Annotated in this window: 20 protein-coding genes; 2 read left to right on the forward strand and 18 right to left on the reverse strand. The window is 34.8% G+C overall.

All coding sequences use genetic code 11. The features are described 5' to 3' along the window. Position 1 precedes the first annotated feature (1 nt). Entirely contained in the window at positions 2-1,249 is a 1,248-nt protein-coding gene (gene allC, locus BK577_RS21445; protein WP_180321231.1) for an allantoate deiminase, read from the reverse strand. 201 nt (positions 1,250-1,450) lie between these two features. On the opposite strand from allC, the gene BK577_RS21450 reads away from it, so the two are divergent. Next, on the forward strand, positions 1,451-3,064 hold the full coding sequence (locus BK577_RS21450; protein WP_078434806.1) for a PucR family transcriptional regulator: 1,614 nt from the start codon (positions 1,451-1,453) through the stop codon (positions 3,062-3,064). Between the two features lie 221 nt (positions 3,065-3,285). Here the strand turns inward: BK577_RS21450 and uraH are convergent, their stop codons facing one another. Genes uraH through BK577_RS21465 form a run of 3 tightly spaced genes read right to left on the reverse strand, consistent with a single transcriptional unit; the run spans position 3,286 to position 6,470 of the window. Then, on the reverse strand, positions 3,286-3,639 hold the full coding sequence (gene uraH, locus BK577_RS21455) for a hydroxyisourate hydrolase (protein ID WP_078435352.1): 354 nt from the start codon (positions 3,637-3,639) through the stop codon (positions 3,286-3,288). Positions 3,640-3,651: 12 nt separating this feature from the next. Next, the gene (gene pucL, locus BK577_RS21460) at positions 3,652-5,136 is read right to left on the reverse strand and encodes a factor-independent urate hydroxylase (RefSeq protein WP_425435980.1); all 1,485 of its coding nucleotides are present in this window, start codon (positions 5,134-5,136) and stop codon (positions 3,652-3,654) included. A 23-nt stretch (positions 5,137-5,159) separates the two neighbouring features. Continuing rightward, positions 5,160-6,470: a nucleobase:cation symporter-2 family protein gene (locus BK577_RS21465; protein ID WP_078434807.1), complete on the reverse strand. Its 1,311-nt coding sequence runs from the start codon at positions 6,468-6,470 to the stop codon at positions 5,160-5,162. Positions 6,471-6,754: 284 nt separating this feature from the next. Here BK577_RS21465 and BK577_RS21470 point away from each other — a divergent pair, with 284 nt between their 5' ends. Continuing rightward, on the forward strand, positions 6,755-7,132 hold the full coding sequence (locus BK577_RS21470; protein WP_078434808.1) for a VOC family protein: 378 nt from the start codon (positions 6,755-6,757) through the stop codon (positions 7,130-7,132). Positions 7,133-7,344: 212 nt separating this feature from the next. Here the strand turns inward: BK577_RS21470 and BK577_RS21475 are convergent, their stop codons facing one another. From BK577_RS21475 to BK577_RS21540, 14 genes are all read right to left on the reverse strand, one after another. After that, positions 7,345-7,605, reverse strand: a complete 261-nt coding sequence (locus tag BK577_RS21475) for a metal-sensitive transcriptional regulator (RefSeq protein ID WP_078434809.1) — start codon at positions 7,603-7,605, stop codon at positions 7,345-7,347. 134 nt (positions 7,606-7,739) lie between these two features. Further along, entirely contained in the window at positions 7,740-9,323 is a 1,584-nt protein-coding gene (locus BK577_RS21480) for a response regulator transcription factor (RefSeq protein WP_078434810.1), read from the reverse strand. Next, the gene (locus BK577_RS21485) at positions 9,304-11,121 is read right to left on the reverse strand and encodes a sensor histidine kinase (RefSeq protein ID WP_078434811.1); all 1,818 of its coding nucleotides are present in this window, start codon (positions 11,119-11,121) and stop codon (positions 9,304-9,306) included. Before BK577_RS21485 ends, BK577_RS21480 begins: the two co-directional genes overlap by 20 nt. An 85-nt stretch (positions 11,122-11,206) precedes the next feature. Beyond that, on the reverse strand, positions 11,207-12,493 hold the full coding sequence (locus tag BK577_RS21490) for an ABC transporter substrate-binding protein (protein WP_078434812.1): 1,287 nt from the start codon (positions 12,491-12,493) through the stop codon (positions 11,207-11,209). Positions 12,494-12,573: 80 nt separating this feature from the next. Next, positions 12,574-13,401 (reverse strand): carbohydrate ABC transporter permease, encoded by an 828-nt coding sequence (locus BK577_RS21495; RefSeq protein WP_078434813.1) that lies wholly within the window; start codon positions 13,399-13,401, stop codon positions 12,574-12,576. Next, positions 13,401-14,357 carry a carbohydrate ABC transporter permease gene (locus BK577_RS21500; protein ID WP_078434814.1) on the reverse strand — a complete coding sequence of 319 codons (957 nt, stop codon included), beginning with the start codon at positions 14,355-14,357 and terminating at the stop codon, positions 13,401-13,403. Before BK577_RS21500 ends, BK577_RS21495 begins: the two co-directional genes overlap by 1 nt. Positions 14,358-14,733: 376 nt before the next feature. Further along, the gene (locus tag BK577_RS21505; protein WP_078434815.1) at positions 14,734-15,480 is read right to left on the reverse strand and encodes a DeoR/GlpR family DNA-binding transcription regulator; all 747 of its coding nucleotides are present in this window, start codon (positions 15,478-15,480) and stop codon (positions 14,734-14,736) included. A 216-nt stretch (positions 15,481-15,696) separates the two neighbouring features. Next, on the reverse strand, positions 15,697-17,031 hold the full coding sequence (locus BK577_RS21510) for an ABC transporter substrate-binding protein (protein ID WP_078434816.1): 1,335 nt from the start codon (positions 17,029-17,031) through the stop codon (positions 15,697-15,699). A 151-nt stretch (positions 17,032-17,182) separates the two neighbouring features. After that, positions 17,183-17,803, reverse strand: coding sequence for a YesL family protein (locus BK577_RS21515; protein WP_078434817.1), 621 nt, complete (start codon positions 17,801-17,803; stop codon positions 17,183-17,185). 32 nt (positions 17,804-17,835) lie between these two features. Beyond that, entirely contained in the window at positions 17,836-18,675 is an 840-nt protein-coding gene (locus BK577_RS21520; RefSeq protein ID WP_078434818.1) for a carbohydrate ABC transporter permease, read from the reverse strand. Further along, positions 18,676-19,620: a carbohydrate ABC transporter permease gene (locus BK577_RS21525; RefSeq protein ID WP_078434819.1), complete on the reverse strand. Its 945-nt coding sequence runs from the start codon at positions 19,618-19,620 to the stop codon at positions 18,676-18,678. 614 nt (positions 19,621-20,234) lie between these two features. Beyond that, positions 20,235-21,347: a GntR family transcriptional regulator gene (locus BK577_RS21530; RefSeq protein ID WP_078434820.1), complete on the reverse strand. Its 1,113-nt coding sequence runs from the start codon at positions 21,345-21,347 to the stop codon at positions 20,235-20,237. Positions 21,348-21,686: 339 nt separating this feature from the next. Next, a complete protein-coding gene (locus tag BK577_RS21535; RefSeq protein WP_078434821.1) occupies positions 21,687-23,021 on the reverse strand; it encodes a glycoside hydrolase family 30 protein in 1,335 nt (444 codons plus the stop codon). A 10-nt stretch (positions 23,022-23,031) separates the two neighbouring features. Next, positions 23,032-25,038: a beta-galactosidase gene (locus tag BK577_RS21540; protein ID WP_078434822.1), complete on the reverse strand. Its 2,007-nt coding sequence runs from the start codon at positions 25,036-25,038 to the stop codon at positions 23,032-23,034. Positions 25,039-25,059: the final 21 nt, after the last annotated feature.

Genomic DNA, 25,059 nt, shown 5'->3' on the forward strand with positions numbered 1-25,059 from the left:
CCTAATACGCTAGTTCATATAAAACTTTTATTAACGTTTTTATACCTTCCTCTAAATCTTCCGTTCTTGTAAATTCTAAAGGCGAGTGACTGATTCCATTTTGACTAGGTACAAATAAAAGCAATGTTGGGATAGACTGACCAAAAATTTGAGAATCATGTCCAGCACCACTTGTCATTTTTTTATATGAAATATTATCTTTCATTAAGATCGTTTCAGATAATTTATTTAAGTTTTCACACATTTTTACAGGTGTTTCATCCATCCAATTATTGATGGATATACGTGTTTGATGTTTCAAAGAAATTAATTCAAGCTCTTGGAAGGTTTCTTGACAAAACAAATTCAACACTTCCTCTTCACTATGCCTTATATCAAGACTAAAAATCGCCTTTCTCGGGATAACATTAGACACATTCGGCTCTACAATTATTTGCCCAACAGTCACAACAAGTTCAGGTGAGGTATTTTTACCTTTTTCAATGAGGGTTTGAATCATTTCGGCTGCCGCATACATAGCATCCTTTCGCAAACCCATAGGTGTTGTCCCGGCATGATTACTTTCTCCTTCAACCGTAATCGTATATCTCCGTTGACCAACAATGTGGCTAACAACACCAATTGTTTTCGCTTCTTTTTCTAATACGATTCCCTGTTCAATGTGCATTTCAATAAAACATTCAAGATCATTCCGTTTAGGAGGACAGTGGTGACCATGACCAAATCCCGCCTCATTCATGGCTTTTACAAAACTTATTCCTTCCGAGTCTTTGATATCATTGATATCAGCCAGTTTTTTCACCCCAGTGATATTACTCGATCCCCAGTATGTCACCGGAAAGCGGCTGCCCTCTTCCTCACATAAAGAAACAACTTCAATCGTTTTCTTCGGTGATCCGTATTGTTTAAAAAGATACTGAAGTGCAATGATACCAGCAATAATTCCATATGCACCATCATACTTACCGCCATCTCTCACTGTATCTATATGTGAACCTGTAAGAATTACATTTGAGTTCTGATTTGTTCCAGGAAGCCTGCCGTATAAATTTCCTACATCATCATAGTATGTGCAGAGGCCTATACCTTTCATATACCCCTCAACACCTTGTTGAGCCTGCTGCCAATCCTTTGTATACAGCAACCTTGTTACACCATTACGTTCACTTCTACCAAAACAAGCTAACCACTCGACCATTTTTTCAATTTGCTCGAATAAGGCAGATGATTTTTCAACATTTTCAACCAATTCATTCCCCCCTATTCTTTTTTATTACATTTAATGTTATATTTGTTTACATGATAGTAATACATTTATATTTTAAAACAATCATACCTTAAAATCATGTACATAAATGTAGAACAGACTATAAATCCTTTGGTTACTTTAACTAAATTTTTATACTGTTCTCTATTAAAATTGTAAATTATCTAACAAAGGATGAATTTCATGAAATTAAGTGAATTAATGAACTTACCTATTTTTTCTGGAACTAGATTAGTTGCAGGAGCACAAGGATTAAATCGAGAAGTGAATACGGTGAACATGATGGATGCTCCTGATATTATTCACTTTTTAAAACAAAACGAATTACTTGTTACCACTGCTTTTCATTTTAAAGAAGACCTTACGTCTTTACTCGCATTAATAGAAGCGATGGTAAAACAAAATTGCTCCGGCTTAGGCATTAAAACGAAACGTTTCTTACAAGAAATACCTATGGAAGCTATCAACCTGGCAAACAAACTGAATTTACCTTTATTAGAACTCCCAATTGAGACATCTTTAGGAGATATTGTGAATAAATCCCTTAGTTTTATACTTGATATTCGAACAAACGAACTCCACCAAGCGATGGAAATTCATCAGCAGTTTACAGATCAAATAATGAATGGGAAGGGAATCCAGGAAATTATCGATAATGTTTCTTCCCTTACCCAATTGCCCGTTTACTTATTAAATGATCATTTAATGCCAACGAGCACCATCGATCATTCTACCTTATTTTCACAATTGGAATCACTTCTTTATAAAGGATTTTCCTTTCATTTATCAACAAAATCGTTGTCAACATTTACTCTGCTAGGTGAAAAACATCAAACTGTAACATTATTCCCTGTCTATACTCATAAACAATATCACTATCTTTGTATTTTAGGATTTATCCCTTTAACAGATCGGACGACCATTTTAACGATAAAACAAGCATCTAATGTCATTGCATTTGAATTAATGAAGGAAAATGCCTTAAAACAAAATAAAAAACGAATTCAGAATGAATTTTTCACAAACTTTGTCAATGGTACCTTTTCAACTTCTGATGAGATTATTAGCCGCGGAAAAGAATTCGGTCTAAAAAGCGGCCAACGATATTTATGTGCAGTTGGAGAGTTTAGCGAAGAAGATAAAAAACAATCCTATCTACAATACCAAACAGAAACTGATTTTATTTATGACACAATTGAATTCGAAGTCCAAAATAACGAAGCAAAAGTCCACCTCTTTACAATGGATCAAACATTTATCTTATTATTGGAGCTCCGGTCAGGGTGGAAGGATATTGAACAACCTTTTATAAGTCTATTAAAAAGAATTCAAATGAAAGTTTCTGCCCACTACCAAAAAGATCTTTCATTCGGAATTAGCATGTATGCTGAAGAGCTTACAAATGTAACAGTGTCATATAAAGAAGCAAAAGATGCTCTGTATCACGGAAACATGTCAGGTAAAAAACAGTTTATCGAACTGTATCAGCCGAAAAAAGTACCCGAAATTCTCAGGATGATCCCATACGAGCAATTAAAAAAATTCTACGATGATACATTTCAGGCTTTTACAGATGAAAGTAAAAAAGACCACAACGTTTTGTTGCACACTTTATCCGTTTTTCTTGAAACTCATTGTCAGTTATCAGAAACCGCTAAACGTCTATATGTTCACCGCAACACAGTCATTTACCGACTCGAAAAATGCGAGGAGATTATTGGTAGAAGTTTAAAAGAGCCCGACGAAACACTCCGATTACGACTGGCATTTCGCATAAAGGCATTAATACAGGGATAGTAATTAAATATTAGATATAAAACAACCTAGATTTCTAGATAAAACGAAAGCCTCCACCAATAAATACACGGTGGAGGCTCTTCGATTCTAAATAATTTTGCAGTTTTATAGATATTCTTGCAAAATCTAGTGTAATCTTGTAAATAATCTATTATTTTTGCAAAAACTACGTTATTTTTGCAGGTATTATCAAAAATTTTGCAAATCTCGCAAAATACAAATTAGCTCCCTCTATAAACCTGGTACCCCCACGGTGATACCAATAACGGCACATGGTAGTGAGCATTTACATCCGCAACACCGAAACGAATAGATACTTTATCTAAAAAAGCTGGCTCCGGAAGAGGTAATTCTTTTCCACGGAAATAATCACCAATAAAAAACAACAACTCATATTCACCTATCAACATCTCTTCTGCAGAGAGAAGCGGCAGATCTATCCTTCCATCACCATTTGTTTTAACTGATTTGATTAGAGAAGCTCTCTCATCCTCAAATCTAAACAACTGAACAAGAACATCAGCCGCAGGTATACCATGAGTTAAATCCAATATATGCGTTGTCAAACCTCTCATAACCATCAACCCTTATTTTGAAATATTTATTTCTCCTGATAACTCTTTGCTATTTTCAAGATCTTCTTTTGTAACAGTAAAATGTTGAAAACCGTAAGGAGGGCGGGGTTCAGTGTACACCTTACCTTCCGAGTTTGGAATTTCCTCCACGACAGGATCCCACGTATGATTTTGAGATTGAAAACTAACCTCGCGGAGCTGCGGAAATCTTTCCAGAACTCGACAGCCAATAAGATAGATTAGATATTGAATGGAAGGCGTTTCAAGCTCATGGAAGATGGATGTTGCAATATCTCGAACTTGCTCTGCACACACATAGCTATATGGCGCGGATCCCGTTGAATCCCCCGTATCTTCATATTCCCAACCTATATTTAGATAGATAAACAGAGGGCGGTTGCTATCTTCCGGAAGAGTTGTATATTCATCACGAATAAAACCAACAAATGAATTTCCTCTCACTTTAATTAACTGTAAATCCAGCACCCCGCTACTTTGTTTAACAATATCGATCGTCCCCTCATCACGAACCATTTCAATGGTTGCTACGGATTTTTCATTTCGCGAATGTTTAAATACTAAATCACTTTGTGTTAACCCATTTGCCGAAGCTGTTGTCATCGTCTCTTCAAACGGGACCTCTTCACCAATTATTTTAATCGTATCAATATGGTCATATTTCTTTAAAAACTCTTCTGCAACATATTGGATAAACCCTTCAATTGTTGCCCCTTCATACCTGCCTAAATGTCGTTGTACAAAGTTTTTCATTGAATCTGTTGCAACAACAAGACTGTTATCTCCTTCAGTAAATGAAGGAAGCAGCTTTTGACCTCCTACTTCAATTTTCACATTCACTCCAAATACCGTATTGCTTCTTCCAATAAAATTAGATTCAGGAATTTGTTTTACTCCAGTTAGTGGAGACAAAAAAGTCCGATAAGCAAAAACATCACCTTTCCCATATGAGACAGTACGTTTCTTCGACATAAGAACACTCCTTTTTTTGATTAGTCCTTCTAAACGAAAGTAGGCAATCTTTTCAATCTCTTTTAAAGCTGTTTCAAATTCTTCCGCCTCATGATGATTGCTTCTTCGCTGCATAGATTCATAGATAACAGTCTTCGTCTGACCTTTCACTGCCATAATAAACGGAAAACCAAACTTCTCCATATACTGTTTATTCAAAGACGAAAATTGATTAAACTCCTCTGATGTTAATTGATTTAAACCTACTCCAGCCTGCTCTTGTACGGAGGCATTACTCATTTCAAGGCGGGCTCCCAAGTTAGGATGCGCTTGAATTAACGCTAATTTTTCTTCATAGGTTGCGTCCTTCACGATAAACACCATTTTTTCATGAAGATCTGTTAACGAGGCAAACGGACGATATGTCCATACTTTTTCAGCAACCCATGGTGAGTGCTCAAATATATCTTTAAGCACTTCAATAAACTTGCTATGTTTCATGCCATTCAATTCACTTATCAAAATCAGAACGCTCACCTTCTCTCAAATTTTTAAGCAACCGATTGATCTCCCTCTACCGAAACCGGTTTTGATTTTCTACGTATCATAAAAAATAAATTTAATAAAATTGCCGTTAAGCTTCCTGTGATAATCCCGTCACTGACAATGATTTTAAAAGATTGTGGTAAACCCGCAAAAAGATCTGGAACAACAGTTGCACCCAAGCCCAATGATATTGAACAAGCAATCACCAACAAATTTTGTTGATCACTAAAATCAACAGAGCCTAGCATTTTGATTCCTGAAGATATCACCATCCCAAACATGACAACTGTCGCACCACCTAATACTGCCGGTGGAATGACCGTGGCAAGTGCTGCAATTTTTGGAACAAGCCCTAAAACAACTAATATAAAACCTGCTGCAACAACGACATTTTTCGTTTTCACTTTCGAAAGCTGAACAAGACCAACATTTTGCGCAAATGTATTGTAAGGAAATGCATTAAACAAGCCACCCAACACAATCGCTAATCCTTCTGCCCGATATCCTCTAACAAAATCTTTTTCCTTTAACTCCTGATCACAAATTTTACTCAAAGCTAAAAACACACCTGTTGATTCGATCATGATGACAAGACAAACAATAACCATCGTCAGAATCGGTCCAATTTCAAAGGTTGGAACTCCAAAATAAAATAACTCAGGTAAATGAAACCATGAAGCTTCAGAAACATCTGAAACATTAACCTTCCCCATAATTGTCGCAACAATTGTGCCGGCTATAATACCAATTAACACTGATAAAGCTTGGGCAAATCCTTTAAAAAACCTATTCATCACGATAATTGCGACTAGCACTCCAAATGAAAGAAGTAAATTTTCCACGCTCCCAAAATCATCACTACCAGCTCCTCCAGCCATATTACGTATCCCCGTAGGCACTAAAGACAAGCCGATAATGGTTACAACCGATCCAGTTACAACCGGAGGAAAAAGCTTTATGATTTTCCCGAAGAATGAAGCAAAAACCAGAACAAATATACCTCCAACGATAATCGCACCATAAATGGCCGAGACTCCATATTGACTTCCAATTGCAATCATAGGAGTTACCGCTACAAAGGAACTCCCTAATACAACCGGCAATCCAATTCCAAAGTATTTTGTTTTCCACGCTTGTAAAAGGGTCGCAATTCCACATGTAAGAAGATCTATCGCAACTAGATAGGCCAATTGCTCAGACGTTAAATTCAATGCTCTTCCTACAATGAGCGGAACCAATATCGCTCCTGCATACATAGCAAGAACATGTTGCAGTCCTAAGGAGAAAATCTTCAATCCGCTATTTTCACTTTCCATACTATCCCTCCTACAGTTATATGTAACATTTTATAACATTACTTGTTATATTTATTAACAATATATATGTTTTCAATTTATTTGTCATTGTAGGATTTAGAAAAATTCACTGTTTCTTTTGTGCTAGTTATCTAAATTTTTAAAAAATAATAAATTCAACTAACTCTTTTCAAACAGTAATAATCTGATTTACACATTTACTTTATTTAGAACATACTCGTATAATTTAAATAACTCACTAGAATATACATACTCATTTTTTCATTAGAAATGGAGTGAAGAATATGATTAACAAAGTAGGTCAAATTATGCTATATGTTAGCAACCAAGATGAAGCAGTGAATTTTTGGACAGAAAAAGTAGGGTTTCATGTAATTGCGGAGGAGGATAACGGTGAAGGAATGAAGTGGATTGAACTAGCTCCTACAAAAGAGGCTGAAACTAGCATTATCCTTCACAATAAGGAGCTTATTTCAAAAATGGAACCTGAGCTTAATCTTGGAACACCTTCCTTGTTATTTTTCTCAGACAATCTCGATGAATTGTACAATAGACTCCAGAATAAGGATGTTACAGTAGGTGATATAGTCGATATGCCAAATGGTCGGGTATTTAACTTTTCGGACAATGAAGGAAATTATTTTGCAGTGCTTCAAAAATGACATGAACAAAAGCGCAAGCGCCTTGAACAGCCTAGGGCAAATAAGACGATTTAGAATAGAAGGCGTTCTTTGCCTTCAATTCTAAATTGGCTTATGACCTCGAGGGGCTAGGCGCTGGATGCGGAGACTTATCCACAGTACAATGAATTTTATAGTTTCCTCAGCACAAAAAACCGCATGAATTTTAATTCATGCGGTTGAAAATATAATGTTTATCTACTTTTCACAAGTAAATTAACAGCTTCTTTAACTAAATCTTCCGTATTTTCACCTTTTTCTTCTGCCATCCGAACACATTCAATTAAATTTGAACTTACGATCACACCAATTGTCCGATCAATAGCTGTTCTACTAGCAGATAACTGGGTAATTATGTCTTTGCAATCCTGCTTTTCCTCCATCATTCGGAGTATACCTCTTAATTGTCCTTCAATACGTTTAACTCTGTTTTTTATTTGAGTATCATATTCCATTGTTCGTTCTCCCCTCAACATCATTTTTTATATTATACCCTAATAGGTACTCAGAGAAAAATAATTCTCTTTCAATGTTTGTGAAAAGAACAATAATAAATCACACTGTAGCCACCTATTCTTGGCCCTCTTTTTTATTTTGACATCACATGTACCCGATATTCATTAGGAGTTAATCCGACTTGCTTTTTAAACACTTTACTGAAGTATTTTTCATTAGGATATCCAACCTTATATGATATTTCATATACTTTTAAATGCGGATTTTCTAAAAGTTCTTTTGCTTTTTCAATTCTAATTTTCGTTAAATAGTTTGTTAATGTTTCATGATATTCTTGCTTGAACTTTCGGGAAATATATTCACGACTTAAATAAAATCGTTCTGAAATTTCCTGTAAGGTAATATCCTTCTCATAGTTCTTTCGTAAGTAAGCTTCAATCTCTTGAATACTGTTAGTTTCTTTTTTATACCTCACATCATTTAATAGATGAATTAATTCATAAAATTCCTTCCGCTTTTCTTCTTTAAATTTATTAAATGAGAATATCCCTTTATCATCCCAATAATTCGTTCCTTTATAAAAAGCCACATCTTCATTCGTATTATATTCTTTCAACCAATTTTTTCTCAAAATCTCAAACTGCTCTTCCCACACACTTACTTGCTCGTACGAGAGAACATGGTTAGATTCAAGGGCATAAAATATTTTTTGCATAATCTCTTCCATTTGCTCTATACTACTGCTTTGAATAGCCCATTTAATATCTTCGGCGAAATCGAATAAATGCAGGTTGGGGCCTGTAGTAATGTCTTCATAACGTACGATATTATTTCTCTTAGGACATTCCATCATATTATGTTTGAGTAAAGTTTTTCGTGCAGAATGGTAGGCCTCATTAATTAATGATAAGGACTTTCCAACAAAAAACAGAGCATTTATACCACTAAATTTATAGATTTCCGTTTGTATTTTTTTTAGGATCTCTATTTCATTTTTACTATTCCACAAAAGAACGATAATCTCATATTCTTTGTTTATATTCCGAAAGCAAAAACCACTTTGTTTCGAGCGAACAATTTCATTACTTATATTTAATAAGGTAAAAAAGGCTAAATCTTTATCATTATCAAATTTTTCGATAATTTTAGGACTAATAAATATTAGGGAGATTGTACACTCAACTTTATTAATGTGAACCCCAAATTCTTTCTTGATTTTTTGAATGGTTTCATCCGATATAACATGATTCGCTATAACATTAGAAAAAAGATAATCCCAATAAAGAGGTTTTACCTCATTAATGACTCTATTTGTTTCGTTTGTCGACTCCCTTTGAAGTGCTTCCTTTTTCCAATCTGATACCGCTCTTTCTAATGTTTCATTAAGCAAGCCGGGGTCAATCGGTTTTAATAAATAATCATAGCTTCCATACGTAATGGCGTTTCTCATATAATGAAAATCATCGTAACCGCTGATCACAATGATTTTACTTTTTATTTCATTTTTACTTAGCCATTTTAATAGTTCAATTCCATCAAATTTGGGCATATTCATATCTGTGAAGATGATCTCCGGCTGATTCTGAATAATCAGGTTTTGCGCCTCTACTCCATCCTTCGCCTCGAATACTTTTTGAATACCGAATCTCTTCCATTCTGCTAATAAAAGCAGCCCTTCTCTCACATGTGTTTCATCGTCAATTATGATTGCTTTCATTCCCTGGACCTCCCGTTTCTACCGGAAGTTTTATTGTAACAAAAGTACCTCCGTCTTCATTATTCTCTATTAATAATGATGCTTTTTCACCAAAATAGAGCTTCAAACGTAAGTAAACATTTCTCAAGCCTATATTTGCACCACTCAGCTTACTTTGTTGATCTTCGTTTAGTTTTTGATAAATTTCGTTAAGCCTTGTTTCTGTTATTCCGTTTCCATTGTCTTGAACTGTCATAACCAATTGACCTTGATCTCTTCTTACAATGATCGTTAAATGACCGATTTTATCATTGCTTCGATCAAAGCCATGCTTAAAATAGTTTTCAATGATTGGCTGAAGAATCATTTTTGGCACTATAATAAAAGAATCTTCTTTATCAAATGATAAGGTATACTCAAATTGGTCACCAAATCTTTCTTTTTGAAGTAGTAAAAAGGCCTTTGTGTAATCAATTTCCTTTGTTAAAGGAACAAGATCTTCATCAATATTCATCCCATATCTCATGATCTTCGACAGGTGAGTAACCAAAGTATAGACTTGTGGTACATTGTTTTTTAATGCCAAAGTACCGATGGACTGCAGGGCATTGTATAAAAAATGAGGATTTAACTGAGATTGCAATGCCTTTAACTGATTTGTTTTATTTTCAATCTCCAGTTTATATTCTCGATTAATAAGATGATTAATCTTTGCAATCATCTCTTTAAAACGCTCACCAAGTATACCGATTTCATCATTACCTAGAGAATCAAACTGAACGTTCATATTCCCATTTTCAACCTGTTTTATGTTTTGTAATAATACACGAATGGGCGAGGTAATTTTAAATGAAACAAATAAAGTTGCCATAATGACAAGGATTAACCCGATTACACCAAATAGGATATTGATTTTAGCTACACTTAATGCACTTTCAAAAACGGATGTATATGGAATTCTTTTTACCATTATCCAACCACCGGATGATTCATCAAGGGTTTCATAAATCATTAAACCGTGAAAAGAATCCTTCTTCCATTCCATCATTCCATTCGGTTTGTTATTCTTTATAAGGCTCGTAATCCATTGTTGGTTCTCATCCACATTATTGTTGGAACGAAAAATCAGCTCTCCTTCAGGACTTAATAGATAGAATTCCTCTTTATCTTTCACATATAGCTTTTCGGCGATTCCAAGGAGATGCTCTGAGTTTATTTCCAGCGAAATATATCCTAATAGATCATCTGACGGCACATCGATTAACGCACGATGCAAAGTAAACATGTCATTTCTTCTGTTAGATTTCTCGCTTATATTCTCTTCCTGTAAAACCTCCATCGGCTCAATATGAATACGGTAAGGATTGTTTAATGCTTTTTCATACATATCTTGATTCAGGTTTTGATTTAATCGCGAAAAGACGACAGCTGACTTTTTTGATACAGAAATATTATGATGATCATCCATCAATGCAATATTCACTCGATTGATGTTCTCTTCAGCATAAAGAATCGTTAAAATAACATTTTTAAAACTTTCCTTTGCAAGATAATCCTTATCAAAATCAGGATTATTCTTCATATATCTCATAAAGTCGATATTATTATAAAATGATAACGTTAAATTTTTCAGTTCCCCGATATACCCTTCAATGTTTAACTTTCCTTGGTAAAGGAGATTGACGTTTTCCGCTACGAATTCATCCTTTAATGACTCTTTCGTATAAAAGTAAGTGATAACAATTGAAGTTCCAAATGGAACAATGGTAATTAATAATAACAGAACGATCAGCTTATTGCGTATGCTTGTTTTTTTCACTGGGGAACCTCCAATCTTAAAGAATGTACCAACTATTATAGGTGAAAAAGCATGCCTATGATAGACATGCTTTCGTCAAACCTTATTATTTCATATTATCCCATGTTGCTTGGAATTTTTCTAATGCTTCATCAAACGTAATTTTACCTGCTGCATATTCCTGGATTGTAGCAGCGAATTCTTTGTTTGCTCCATCCGGCCATCTGAACCAGTTCCAAGAAATTGTTTTTTCCTCTTTAGAGTATTCTAAGATTGATTGACCTAAGTCACCTAAACCAGAAGCTTCGATATTATCGAATGCTGGAATAAACGCGAATTCTTCTGTGATATAACGTTTACCAGTTTCAGAAGATACCATCCAGTTTAAGAATGTTTTCGCTTCTTCTAAATGTTCAGAGTTTTTGTTTAATACCCAGTTATTAGGTACTCCTACTGGTAATCTATCAGCACCCTCTTCATCATTTAATGGGATTGGTAAGAAGCCCATATTGATTTCAGGATTGATTTCAGTAATCATATTTTCAGTCCAGTTACCTTGTTGCAGCATTGCTGCTTCACCTGACGCAAATAATGTTACTTGAGTATTGTAATCAGTTGTAATTGGGTTACCTACTGCATTTTTCACTTCTAGATCAACAATATCCTTGAATTGTTTGAATTGCTCGTTACCAACAAATTTTGCAGAACCATCGTTTAAGCCTGCAATAAAGCTTTCTGGATCATCTTGTTGTGCAAATGGAATATTCATTAAGTGTTGACCAATTACCCACCACTCACCATAACCGGCAGAAAATGCTTTGATTCCAGCTGCATCAAGTTTCTTAACAGCATCTTTTAATTCAGAAAGAGTTTTTGGAGGTTCAGTGATACCTGCTTTTTCAAATAAATCTTTGTTATAAATAAATCCATATCCTTCAAGATTTACTGGCATACCGTAAAGCTTTCCATCTGCATCTGTTGTTGGAACTTTACCGATAGGAAGTACATGCTCTGCCCATGGTTCGTTAGAAAGATCTGCTAAGTGCTCTTTCCAAAGTTCTAATTCTTTAAATCCACCGTTATTGAAGATATCCGGCTCTTCACCTGACGCAAATTTTGCTTTTAAAGCAGCGCCGTAGTCAGCACCACCACCAACAGTTTCAAGTTTCACTTTAATATTTGGGTGCTCTGCTTCGAATTCTTTAATCATTTCTTGAAGCTGATCAGCAATCTCAACTTTAAATTGGAATAAGTTCAATGTAACTACATCACCATCACCAGAACCTGAATCGTTGTTCCCTTCAGATGAGCTTTCCTTGTTACTCGAATTACACCCCGCTAAAATACCTAATACTAATAAGAAAGACATACCTAATAGCAAAAGCTTTTTCATGATAAAATGACCTCCCCAATCTTATCTTTTTTATTTTATATGAATCTGCATGGCTAGGCATTTAGCCATGAGATTATATACTACTTAATAGATCCTGCAGCAATCCCTTTAATTATGTGTTTTTGCAGGAATAAGAAGAACACAATAACTGGTGCTATACCTAAAACTAATGCCGCTAACCCCATATCCCATTGTTTCGTATATTGAGCGAAGAAAGAACTTGTCGCTAACGGGATTGTTCTTAATTCTGCATCCTGCAACACAAGTAATGGCAGAAGATAATCATTCCAAATCCATAATGTGTTTAAGATGATAACGGTTACAGTTATTGGTTTTAATAATGGGAAAACAATTCTCCAAAACACACCAAACTGTGTACATCCATCTACTCTAGCAGACTCCTCGATTTCCATAGGAATTGTTTTAACAAAACCATGGTATAAGAACAGTGATAGAGAAACCCCAAATCCAAAATACATAATGACAATACCAGGTATACTATTCATAATCCCAAGTGTTCCACCTAATTTCATTAGTGGTATCATAACTGTTTGGAAGGGAATCACCATTGCTGACACAAAGAAGATAAACAATATTTTACTTAACTTTCCAGGTGTTCTCACCATTTTCCAAGCTGCCATCGAACTAATGAGAACAATGCCAGCAATACTAAATACGGTAATAATGAGAGAGTTTAGAAATGCATCCTGAAAACTAAGAATATCCCAAACTTTTGTATAGTTACTAAATAGAATTTCTTTCGGAAGTGCAGCTGCATCAATTAATATTTCCGAAAATCCTTTTACAGAATTAATTAATACAAAGTAAAATGGTACTAAAAAGATTAAGGCAAGCATAATGGCTATGATCTCTAGTAAAAATGTTCGCTTTGTATAGCCTTTATTCATTATGCTTCAACCTCCTTTTTCTTCGTGAATGTTACTTGAAGTGTTGTAAACACGGCTACTACAATAAAGAATAGAATCGATTTTGCTGTCCCCAGTCCATACCTGTTATTCATGAATGCTTCCTGGTATATATTAATAGCAACTGATTCGGTTGAATTAAATGGTCCCCCACCTGTTAAAGAAAGATTCAAGTCAAAGATTTTAAATGCCATTGAAATTGTCAGGAAGAAACAAATCGTAAAGGCAGGTAAGATTAATGGAATAATGATCTTCGTTAATAATGACCAATTTGTTGCACCATCCATTTTTGCCGCTTCTAATAAGGAAGTATCAACCCCTTGTAGTGCAGCAATATAAATGACCATCATATAGCCGCTGATTTGCCATGCAAATACAATCACAATTCCCCAGAAAGCTGTAGCTTCATCTCCAAGCCAAGGTAACTTAAAGAATCCGATGTCAGTCATGTTTCCAATTGATGCAAACCCTTTAACAAAGATAAACTGCCATATAAATCCTAGTAATAAACCACCAATTACATTTGGAATGAAAAATACAGTTCGTAATATATTCTTTGTTTTTAATGCTGCATTCAGTAATAAAGCAAAGCCAAAACCTATAATATTACTGATTAAAACGGCAGCAAACATAAATTTTGTTGTAAAGATAAATGAATTAAAGAACTTTTGATCATCTGTGAAGATTTTTATATAGTTTTCTAATCCAACCCATTCAACTGCTGAACTCACTCCGTTCCATGATGTGAAAGAATAATATACCCCCATAAAAAAAGGAATAATTTGAATTAGAACAAAAAATAAAACCGCCGGCCCCACAAATGCTGCGTACCCTAAAGCTTTTTTCAACTTAGGACTCTTGTTAGTTTTTATTTCCTGTTTCACATGTGCTTCTTTTGTCGCCAAGGTATTTGCATTTATTTTGGCACTCATGTTCATCAACACCACCTAGTACTTTTGTAATCGCTTGCTTTTGATTATAAAGCGTTTCCAACAAAGGTGCGATCAACTGTATTGACTAAAAAGGTGCATTATATTGATCTTTGTTCAATGTGTATACTAAGATAAGAGATTTTGGAAGAACACCACTTGGAAAGTGCTGAAGGACAAACTGCGATAGGCTTTACGGGTCAGAAGTCCTTTAAAAGGGAGATAAAGGACTTTTGATGAAGGCTTCATACGTCCTATGTCTTTCATCCAGGTTCTAAAGGACTTTTAATATGAATTTCATAGGCGAAATGTCCTCTCATTCATGAGAGCACTAATAAAAAATGCTTCCCTCATAAAAGGAAGCATTCTTTACGATGTTCTTCACTTACACCTTCAACATTTCAGTTATTCTTTGATAACGATCTAATTCAATTGTATCATTTTCATTTGTTATAACTTTTACTTGATCCAGCTCTGCAAACTTTGAAAAAGATACTTCACCAAACTTTGTGTGATCAGCTAAAATATAACTCTCTCTCGCTAATGAAATAGCTCTTTCTTTAATTTGTGCTTCATCAGGATCTGGAGTTGTTAATCCCAGTTCATAATGAATGGCATTTGTTCCAATAAAGCACTTATCAAAGCGGTAGTTTTTAATGCTTTCATATGCTGCACGACCAATAGTCGCCTTCGTTACTTTTTTTACAAACCCGCCAATTAAATAGGTTGTTATATCTTTTTCAAGTAATGCATTTAGATGGTCTGTCCCGTTTGTGACAACGACTAGATCCTTCTGTTTTAAAAATTGGATCATTTGGAAAGTTGTTGTACCAGCATCAAGATAGATGCATTCTCCGTCAAAGACTAATTGTGCTGCATACTTTGCTATACTTTCTTTTTCAGCCAGATTTTTCGTTGTTTTCTCTGAGACACTTAGTTCAGATCGTTTTCGTTGTAGTAAGGACGCACCGCCATGTACACGTTTTAAATAGTTTTGCTTTTCTAATTGATCAAGATCTCGTCTTAGGGTTGATTCAGATGTTGATGTTAAATCAACAAGCTCTTGAAGTTTGACATTTTCCTTTTCTTTTAATAAGTCTATTATGAGTTTATGTCGTTCTGAAATAAGCAAGTAGTTTCCTCCTGGAATATAGTTTTACCCTAATAATTTGTTCTTCAATGTAAATGATAATATTAGTATATAAAATAATTTAAAAAATAACATAACAGACGTCTTTTACATTGACAAAAACCAAGAAACTCAAGACTTCATCATTGAAGATCTATCCCCCTAATTCGCTACAGTCATAACAAAAGGATTGAGGGCAGCCCCTCAATCCTTTTATTTTTAGTTCATTTTACTTTCAACTGTCTCTTGTGCCTTTTTTAATGCCTCGTCAGCTGTCTCTGATTGTTGTCTTAATACATTATTAAATACATTAGTATTTATTTCAGTTCCAACATCAGGAGTATATTCTGTGATATTAACAGCATTGATTTCATCCTTGATGTCATTTAATGTATCAAATAAATCATGACCAAAGTATTGATAATATTGGTTATCGGCTAATACTTCTTCACTTTCCCATACATCATGGCGAGGAGGATCAAATCCAAGAACAGTCCAAAGTTTAATATTTGCTTCTTTAGAAAGTTTTGCAAACGCTAAGAATTCTTGAGCCAATTCAGGATTTTCCGATTGATTTGTTACAACAGTACCTGTACCACCCATCCCCGCTGAGCGTTTACCTCCTTCTTCCCAAGCAGGCATTGGACGAACAACAATCTTACCTTTTAGATCAGGCATGTAGTCAAGAAATCTTCCCATGTACCACATCGGCATACCAATGGCAGCTTGACCACCATCATTCATAAATTGATAAAATTCTTCTGCGTGAGGTGCTGCACCTGGCATTACTTCAGCAATCTTATCTTCGTATACGATGTCATGTAAATATTGAAGGGTATCCACATTTTCTTCATTATAAATCGTAAGTTCTCCATCCTTGTTAAAGAAATCAGAATCACGTTGGGATATCATGGACCAGTAAGGAATATAATCCTCTGTTGAGACAGATGTCATAATTGCATCAGTTTTAGCAACAACTTGTTTACCAGCTTCTCTAAAGTCCTCCCACGTTTTGATAGATTCGATATCTACTCCTGCTGCATCCATAATTTCTTTATTGTAATACATAACAGATGCACCCACATGTGTTGGCAAACCGTAATAATTTCCATCTTTTGAATAAATCTCAAAACGTGATGTTACAAAATTATCAAATTCCGGCTCTATATAATCATTCATTGGCAATATCTGTGGTTCACCTTTTAAAAAGTTTGGAAACTTACCAATTTCAATATCAGCTATATCAGGTGCGCCCTTACCAGATTGTAATGCCATTAATAGATTTGTATGCATATTATCAAATGGATACACTTCTGCTTTTAATTTAATAGGCTTGTCTGGGTTTGCCTCATTCCAACGAGGTACAGCATCCTCAAAAAAAGCCAAATGCAATTCGTTAAATGACCAAAATGTAAGTTCTGTTGCATTTTCTACATCATCACCAATAACCTTAGTTTCTTCCGCTCCCCCTGAGCTTGATTGACCGCCACTACATGCCACCAATAACAGTGCCATGATTCCACAAAGAAATGATAGTAGTGATTTCTTTTTCATCCAACATCCCCCTTAATTTAAGTTTACATATGCATTTCCCGGTTTTCCCTCTATTTTTTTGAGAATCACCTCCCCAAAAATATTGACTATTATTCAAAGTATGAATAATAACGCTTACAAACCTGTGTGACCAGCTTTCTTCACCCACTAATTATGTAGCATCTTGGTCTATCTTTGTAAAAATCTGCAATGAAAACCACATCCCCCCCGTTGCTATCATACTTATCGAGAAAAACGGAACTAATCCAGGATATTCAAAAGAGAAATACATAACTGTAAATGCCATTAATCCAATTGCAAATGTATAATGAACTTTTGTAAGACCAATAATGAATGCATTCTTCAGATGTTGAATCCAAGTTGATTTGTAGTGTACTAGTAATGGAAAAGACCATAGCACAATAATGCTATAAAAGAATAAAACTAGATAAAAAGCAAATAGAGTGATAATAGCAATTTCATCTGCAGAGTTTGCGATGATTTTATAATTTATATAAAGCAAACCTCCAATGCCGGATAAAAACCAACCAAGAATATTTGACTGAAGATACTCCTCTCGATATACTCGGTTAAACGTTTTCCATATATTAACGTCTGTACCCTTCAAAATCATTTTCCTCGATACACCTAACACAGCGGTAGTAGCAGGAAAAACCCCTCCGATTATCAACCCACGTAGTGTAAACAAGAACCACAGTACATTGATTAACGCTAAACTAGTTACCCATTGAAGGATCAAATCTATTATTGAGACAAATTGTTTTGGATTCAATTACAAATCACCTCTTTTTCTCATCTGCAAGATTACCCTTTCACTCCACCCACAGTAAGCCCGGCCACAAAGTAACGTTGGAAGAAAATGAACAATATGATAATCGGCACAATTGTCATAACAGATCCAGCTATTAAGACATCATAGTTATTTCCATACGGCGTTAATAATGTCGAAAGCCCCAATGGTAATGTAAATAAGGTATTTGATCGTAAAACAATTAATGGCCACAAGAAATTATTCCATGCACCTAATCCTTGTAAGATTGCCATTGCTGCTAAAGAAGGTGTCATAAGCGGCAACATAATTTTAAAAAAGATACCATATTCCGTAGACCCATCCATTCTTGCGGCATCCATTAATTCTTTTGGTAAGCCAAGAGCATATTGTCTAAAGAAAAATACAGCTATTGGAGCAACAACCGATGGAAGGATAACAGCCATATAAGTATCCACCAAAGCTGTATCTATCATTAGTTGAAACAATGGAAGCATTAAAATTTCAAACGGGATCATTAAAATAAACAATACACAGGTAAAAAATAGGTTTTTACCTTTAAAATCATATACTGCTAATGCATAACCGACTAATGATGAAAAAAATAATGATAGAACAATTGTAGTTACTGTTATGGTTAAGCTATTACCATACCAAGTCCAATATTGTCCTGCTTGAGAGAAAATATAAGAATAGTTATTTAAATTCAGTTCACTTAAATCGAAAGTAAGACTAATTCCATTTCGCATTAACTGAGTTGAAGGTCTGAATGAAGCTAGTAGTAGACTAATAAGTGGAAATAAAGCAACTAAAGATACGACCAAAAAGCAGAGATTAATAATCAATTTCAGTAAAACGTTCTTCTTAAGATTCATTTATTCATCACCCCTTTTAAATGCACCTGTTAGTAACAATTGGACAATACTAACAACAAAGATAATGATCATTAAAATAACACCGATAGCGGCACCAAATCCTAAATTATTCTGAGAAATTCCTTGTTGATAAATATATCCCGCAACACTTAAACCAATATCTCCCGGTGATCCAGCTGGCCAAAATACATAGCTCTCTTCAAACATTCTAAATCCAGCAATGATTGAAATTGTGACAACAAAAATCGTAACGGGTTTTAAGAAAGGAAGTGTAACATATCTGAATTTTTCCAACATATTTGCACCATCTATCTCAGCAGATTCATATAGTTCTTTTGGGACATTTTGTAGACCTGCAAGGAAGTATAGAATGTTCACTCCCATCCATCGCCATGAACACAGCAAGACCATCAGGAACATACCTGACCAAGCATTATATTGCCACTCAACAGATTCAAATCCTATCCAATTAAGGATCTGATTGGCAGCAGCGTTATCAGTTTCTCCAAACATTAGCCTGAATACCATACCTGCAACAATAGTAGAGGTTAAGGCAGGAACAAATAACGAAGCCCTAAAAAATGTCTTAAACTTTACAAATTTCGAGTCCAATAATACAGCTAATATAATTGGAATTATCGTTAGAATCGTAACAGTTAGGATGACATATATGGTTGTATTGCTTAGCGCTTTAAAAAATACTGGATTAAAGACTCTCGAGTAATTTTCTAAGCCTATATATGTTACCTGACCCGGTAGTACGCTTTGAAAACTCATAATAATAGCCTTTATAGTTGGGTAAATGGTGAATATCAATAGTGAAAGGACAAAAGGTGAGATAAAAATATAAGGTACAACTTTTTGTGAGTTTAGTATTTTCGCAAAACGATTTGGACTTTTGACAGTTGCAAGCTCTTGGTTTGTTCTCTTTGCCGTTGGAAACATAAAACATTCCTCCTTAGCAATCACACTGTTACGTGTACAATTGATTACATATCAGTTTTTGTACGTTTCATAAGTATTACTCATTGAATAAATAAAGGTACACAGATAAACCGGCTCAGCAATATCTGCTTGATTCTACATTTTCATCACTCCTTCCGATCCCTCTATAAAAGATTAAATTTTCCATTATGTATACGCATACATTTTGTTTTTTTATAAAATATGATTGACTTCTTATTAAGAAAAGGATGAAATATCAATAACTATTCCTTCACTTATCATTATAACTTCCCTATACAAAAATCATCATATACGTATAAGTACATTTAGGTTCTGTTATCAAATCCATTTTAATATTACCAACAACCTAACATACATCCCGAAAAATCAACAAAGTTTAGTAGTGTTTATATTTTATATTTGTACGTATAAGTTTGATGTTTTTTATTATATATAGGTTGTTATAACTTTTCAATTCCTTTTTCTAAATTGTTATCGACTATTTATGACATTCTTCGCGGTTTACATGAAAAAACATGCAGCGAAAACTGTAGTTTTACACTGCATGTTTTTTCATGTAAATCGTTCTATGTGCATGTTTTAGTCTCTTTTTTCTACCTAAGTGCTTTTGTCGAATTTCTTAAAATTAATTTTGGCTCAAACACAATAGATTCTTTCGTATCACTAGCTCCTTTTAATTGATAATTTGCTTCATGGACCATGTTTAATATAATACTAGCTGCTCTTTCTCCCATTTTACTTTTTGGATGTTGAATTGTGGTCAATTTCACTTCTGAAACTTTAGCCATAAACGAGTCATCAAAACCTACAATGGATAGATCATTTGGTACACGTAAGTTTTTACCTCGAATAACATCCAATAAGAGAACCGCTAACTCATCATTGTAACAAACAATTCCAGTTGGCCTATCCACATTATCTATTGATAAGAGCTGACTTAAAGCTTCAATTGGTTTCGTTGTTTTCTCAATCGTTTTATAATTTATAATATAATTGGGATTTATTAAAACCCCATGATTTCTATGGGCCTTTATGTACCCTTTCATCCTTTTTATTCCTTGAATATCATCATTTTTAAAAAAACCTACTATATTCCTGTGTCCTAATTTAATAAGATGTTCAGTTTGCAGATAACCTCCTTTTTCATCATCTATCGTAAGGCTTAGAGGCTCTAGTTCATCGTAAAAAGCATTCAACATTATGTACGGTATTTTCTTCCTTTCTAAATTTAGATAATAGTTTATATTTGGATTTGCAATAGCACTTTTAGTTGGCTCTATAATTACTCCATCAAGTGGTTGAGTTAAGATATTTTCTAGAATTCTTTTTTCATTACCATGATCATTATTGGTACTAAATAATGTTACATTATACCCATGTTTGCTTAGATACGATTCTGCTCCTCTTATTATTGAAGGAAATATATAATCGGATATATAAGTAGTGATAATCCCAATATTTTTGGTTTTTGTTGCAGAAGATCTTTCAATCTTAGTCCTGTCTGCACAAAACGTTCCTGCCCCTTGCTCTCTATATAACAGCCCATCATTTACTAAATCACCTAAAGCAAGACGAACAGTATGACGACTAACTCCAAATTGTTTCATCAATTCACTTTCAGAACTTATTTTTTGATGTGGTTGAAATGAACCATCTAATATTTTTGATTTTATCGCTTGCTTTACAATATTATATTTTGTTTCCAAGTCATTACCTCACCTTAAGAAATTATCTTAGTACTCTACTCTCTTGTCTTATTTAACCATGTCGCCTCATAATATAATTTTACTGACTAAAATTCTTTTACTACCACCAATAGAACGACTAGAAAATTGCTCAAAAAAAATATTGTCCCATCCTTATTAACAGGGAATTTATGAAAACTCCCTATTGATAAAAAACTGAGCAATTCTTTATGCTATTTTAACATAAGGTGGATTGATGCAATTATTCCGTATTTCATTTGTCGTATCTTTTCTCTTTCTTTTTTAGATAACAAAAAACTTCAATCCTGTCCGGAATGAAGCTTTTTTGTTGATTTTCAGTTATAGGACTATCGTATTAAATGATTCAGCCTCTAATGTTATGCAATGTTTTTCACTGTTTAGCTCTAGCACTAATTCTCGATCTGTTTTAAACGAATTCGATATGACAACAACCTTGCTTCCATGCGGATTTTGAAATGCCGTTGTGTTTCCTGTCCAAGGTCCAGATGTTTCAAGTCGGACTGCTCCCGGCTTTACATAATGCGAGAAATGCTTCATTACGTAATATTCAGGATTATTGTTCACAATCTTTGAATCCGGGTCAACTGTAATCATTGAGTTCTGTTCCCACCCCCATGTACTTCTCCCATTTGGTTGCAGGACCATATTCCAATAAATATAAGCATTAGCACCATTTACGAAGTAATGACGATATAAATTATGTACATAGAGTGCGTATTCCCATGTGTTTTTACCATTTCCACACTCGTTTTCTGTTTGCATATATTTTAGCTCTGGATAGCTTTGAACTGTTCGTTGAATCGCGTATTTACCTGCCCATTGATATCCTACACCTTTTACATATCGGTAGGCATTTGGATCACTAAGAACAGTTTGTGCATACACATCATAATCAGATGTTGTCCCATGCATTAGCTCTTGCCAAGGCTCTGGTGCATTGATTGTTCCAAGCCAAATTTCAGCTTTTATTCCGTGTTCTTCAAAAGCTGGCCCTAAATAAGACCCGATGAATTCTCGTAATTGCTCACCTGTCCATTTACAGGAAGGGAATTTTTGATCTGCTACCACTTCATTTTGAACATGAATTTGGTGAATTGTAATCCCTTCTTCTTCATAGGCCTGGACAAACTTCACGAAATATAGTGCATATGCATTTAACACTTCAGGTTCCCAGCGAAGTGTGCCATAGTTATACGCTTTCGGAAACTTCATCCATGTTGGAGGACTCCAAGGTGAAGCAAATAGTTTTATGTTTGGATTTCGTTTTAATGCTTGTTTTATATAAGGAATTAAATATTTTTTATCGCGCTCAATCGAGAAATATTTCATTTCATAGTCATCAGGTGTTTCATTATGACTGTACCATTCAAGCGCATAGTCACTTGCACCAATTGGTAGACGGCAAATGCTGAATTGACATTCCCCATCTGGTAAAAATAAAGAATCAAGCACACTGTGGCGATCTTCCTCTGATAAAAGAGTTAGAGCTTCATAACCTAGTTCATTAAAACAGCCGCCAAAGCCGTCAATAACACGTTTCTTTTCATTAGTAATTACTAGGTTTGGTTTCTTATCTTCATATAAAATAGTACTACTTGCATCATTTTCCTGCCAGTACTGACTTCTTGTTGTGGATATCCAAGTAAAGCTCATCATGTCCTCCCTATTTCATTTCTAAAATTTTAAAATCCCATGGTTTAATTGTGAGAGTTTCGCCTTTTTGATATATTGAGTTTGATAATAAATCTATACTTTGTGAAAATGGAGACTCTATTTCTTGTAGTTCAAATGAGTAGTTAAAAACATATTTAATCGTTTTGCCTTCATCATTGATACCACATTTAATAACAACAGGGAAATTCACTTCTTGCTCCTCTCCCCAAATGGATGCACGTTTTAATGCCTGGGTCAGAATTCCCGACATCATTTCACTTGAAACAATACATCCAATATACGTTGCATACCCTTTTCCATACTCATTACCTGTAATAGCTGCATAATCTCCCCATGCCGGGTGATCATATGTTGCTAGTGTTTCCGCTGTTGTTGGAGTTAATAGCTCCATCCATGTGTGGACACGATTTTTATCCTCTTCTACTTCATAAGTGTTGCCTGCAAGCTTCACATTCTTCGGTTCAACAAACATTTGATAGTTCACACCACAAGCCTTTTCAATGATCCCTGGTTGGCTCGTTGTTCTAACCTTAACATGCTCATTTGCGAACCCCGATTTAAATGTGAAAATTGCGTGCCCGCCATGTTCAACATACTGATTTAATCTATCCAATAGTTCGTCTGGTGCAACATACAAGCATGGAACAATGATTAGTGAATAATCCTCAAAGTTCTGAGACCCCGGGTGAAGAATATCTACTTCCACATTTAATTTGTATAATTCATCATAAATAAGTCGGACAATATCGTTATAGTTCAGTTCGCTGTCATATTTAAACTTAAACCAATTCAAACCTGTAAGAGATTCATTGCTTACAAGAATAGCTGTTTTATTCTTTTTCTTTAAGTTCATAATCTTCGAAGAGAGGCGGCTAAAATCTGCTCCAATCGTTTTGGCTTCATTGTATACAGGATTTGGTTGAAGATCGTGACTTAATAGTCCCTTCCAATATGTCTCAAAGGAATTATGAATAGAATGCCAATGCCAATATGCGACCATATTTGCACCAGATGCTACATGACTAAATGCTTGTAACCTTAATTGCCCGGGAAAAGGTGTCCAATGGGAAAAGGCTTGTGCTTCTGTTTCAAGCACATAATAGTTCTGCTGCTTTGTTGATCTTGCAACATCTCCTCCAAAGGAGATTTCAATTCCGGTTAAATCCTCTTGAGTTGGGTGATAGATATCAACACCCGTGATATCGAATGGGTCGGATGCAGTAAAATGGTTTACATTTGGCTGTACTCCAAATGAATAGCCTCTCCATTCAAAGTCAAAGTTTTGTGTAATAAACTGTCCCTCTTTTCGATATTCCTTTACGATGTCAACTTGCCATGCAAGAAAATCATCGACCAGCTTTCGTTGAAACTTTGAAAATTCGGCACCAAAACTACCATTTATTGTTCCAACTGTTGATGGCATATCTTCCCAAGCATGTACATCATTACTCCAATAAGCCAAACCAAATTCTTTATTCAAAGCATCTGTTGTTTCAAACTTATCTTTCAAATATTTAATAAATCTCTGCTGTACATTCGGCCCGCTTGTATCATAGTGCTTTGTTTCATTATCAATCTGGTACCCTATGATCGCCGGATGATCTTTTACATTTTCCATTAGCTTCCGAATAATACGCTCAGCATAAAACAAATAGGTAGGATTTGTGATATCCATGATTTGCCTTGCACCATATTTGCCCTGTCCGTTTTTCGTAACAGCCAATACATCCGGATGTTCTTTCACCATCCAAGTTGGAACCGCATAAGTCGGGGTTCCAACAATAACATGAATACCTGCTTTATGCATGGCATCCAATACCCGATTAACAGATGTAAAATCAAATACACCATTTTGCGGTTCATGTGTACTCCATGTTGATTCTGCAATTCTGACAACATTTATTCCTGCTTCTTTCATCATTTGAATATCTGTTTCAAGCCGTTCATACGGCATGTATTCATCGTAATAAGCAACTCCGTATAATAATTTATTCATTTCTTACATAACATCCTTTCC

The organism is Metabacillus halosaccharovorans, assembly GCF_002019635.1.
Classification (GTDB): Bacteria; Bacillota; Bacilli; order Bacillales; family Bacillaceae; genus Metabacillus; species Metabacillus halosaccharovorans.